The organism is Acidiphilium sp. PM, assembly GCF_000219295.1.
Classification (GTDB): domain Bacteria; phylum Pseudomonadota; class Alphaproteobacteria; order Acetobacterales; family Acetobacteraceae; genus Acidiphilium; species Acidiphilium multivorum.
In genome coordinates, this window is sequence record NZ_AFPR01000547.1 from 1 (window position 1) to 1,945 (window position 1,945).

The window sequence follows — 1,945 nt, forward strand, 5'->3', positions numbered from 1 at the left end:
CCCGGTGGACTGGATCAGCGGTCTCGTCCTGCTCGTCACCGGCCCGATCATCCCGGTCTTCATGGTCTTCGTCGGCTACCGCGCCGAGGCGATCAACCGCCGGCAATGGCGCGAACTGCTGACCATGAGCGCGCGCTTCCTCGATGCCGTGCAGGGCATCACCACGCTGCGGCTGTTCGGCCGGGCACGTGACGAGATCGCGCTGATCGGGCGGATCGCCGATGAATACCGCCGCGCCACCATGGCCGGGCTGCGCGTCGCCTTCCTCACCTCGGCGGTGCTGGAATTCTTCGCCTCGCTCTCGATCGCCCTGGTCGCCGTGCTGTTCGGCGCGCGGCTGCTGCACGGGCATATCGACTTCTTTCCCGCCTTCTTCGTGCTGCTGCTGGTGCCGGAATTCTTTCTCCCCCTGCGCGGCCTCGCCACCCATTATCACGCGCGGATGACGGCGTTGGCCGCCGCCGGCCGCATCTTCGACGTGCTCGACGCGAAGCCCGCCACAAGCTGGGGCAGCGCCATTCCCCCCGCCGGCCCGCCATCGCTGCGCTGCGCCGGCCTCACCATCGCCCACGAACCCGGCCAGACGGTGCTGCACGGGATCGACTGCGCCTTTCCCGCCGGCTCGCTCACCGCCATCGTCGGCCGCTCCGGCGCCGGCAAGTCCACACTCGCCGCCGCCCTGCTCGGCTTCGTCGCCCCGCAATCCGGCGCCGTCATGGTCAACGGCGACACGGCGCTCGCCTCGCTCGACCGCGAGGCGTGGTGGGCGCGGCTGGCCTATGTGCCGCAGACCCCCCGCGTCTTCGCCGGCACGATCGCCGAGAACCTGCGCCTCGGCCGGCCGGAGGCGGACGATGCGGCGCTGCGCGATGCCCTGCGCCGCGCCCGCCTGCTCGACGAGATCGACCGCCTGCCCGCCGGCATCGAAACCCGCATCGGCGATGGCGGCGCCGGGCTGTCCGGCGGCCAGGTCCAGCGCCTCGCCCTCGCGCGCGCCTTCCTGCGCGACACCCCGCTGCTGATCCTCGACGAGGCCACCGCCCATCTCGACCTCGAGACCGAGGCCGAGATCGCCGCCGCCATCGCCGACCTCGCCCGCGGCCGCACCGCGATCCTGATCGCCCACCGCCTCGCCACCGTCCGCCGGGCCGACCGCATCCTGGTGCTGGAGGGCGGGCGCCTCGCCGAATCCGGCACGCACGACGAGCTGCTCGCCCGCGGCGGCGCCTATGCCGCCCTGCTCGGCGCCGCGGAGGCTCCATGCGCGACCTGATCCGCCTGCTCCGCCTCTACGCGCCCTACCGGGTCTGGGTTCTCGCCGGCATCGGGCTCGGCGTTCTCACCGTGCTGGCGAATTTCGCGCTGCTCGCGCTCTCCGGCTGGTTCCTCGCCGCCACCGGGGTCGTCGGTGTCGCCGGCTATGCGGCGCAGAACGCCTTCAACTTCTTCACCCCGGCCGCCGGGGTGCGCTTCTTCGCAACCCTGCGCGTGCTCGCCCGCTATGCCGGCAGGCTGGTCGATCACGAGGCGACGTTCCGCCTGCTCGCCCGGCTGCGCATGGTCGCCTATGCCGGGCTCGAACCGCTCGCCCCGGTCGGCCTCGCCGGCGAGCGCGGCGGCGACCTGCTCTCCCGCCTCGTCGCCGATATCGACCGGCTGGGCGATTTTTTCCTCCGCGTCGCCTCGCCCTTCATGATCGCGGCGGCGGCTGCGCTGGTCATGGCGCTCGGCTTCGCCATCGTCTCGCCCGAGGCCGGGCTGCTGCTCCTGCTCGGGCTGTTCGTCGCCGGGGTCGCGGTGCCGCTGGCGAGCCTCGGCCTCGGCCGCCGCCCGGCCGGCGCCGCCGTCGCGCTACAGGCGACGATGCGCGCCGATCTCGTCGATTCCGTCCAGGGCATGGCCGAACTGCTCACCTGCAATGCGAGCGGGGCGATGGCGGAGCGGG

General features: G+C 73.1%; 1 protein-coding gene and 1 pseudogene. Both read left to right on the forward strand.

The genetic code is table 11. The features are described 5' to 3' along the window. The coding region (gene cydD, locus APM_RS17880) for a thiol reductant ABC exporter subunit CydD (RefSeq protein ID WP_007424807.1) at positions 1-1,273 on the forward strand (1,273 nt) is incomplete at its 5' end. Further along, positions 1,261-1,945, forward strand: a pseudogene (locus APM_RS17885) (thiol reductant ABC exporter subunit CydC); the annotation flags it as partial. The gene cydD and the pseudogene APM_RS17885, both read left to right, overlap by 13 nt.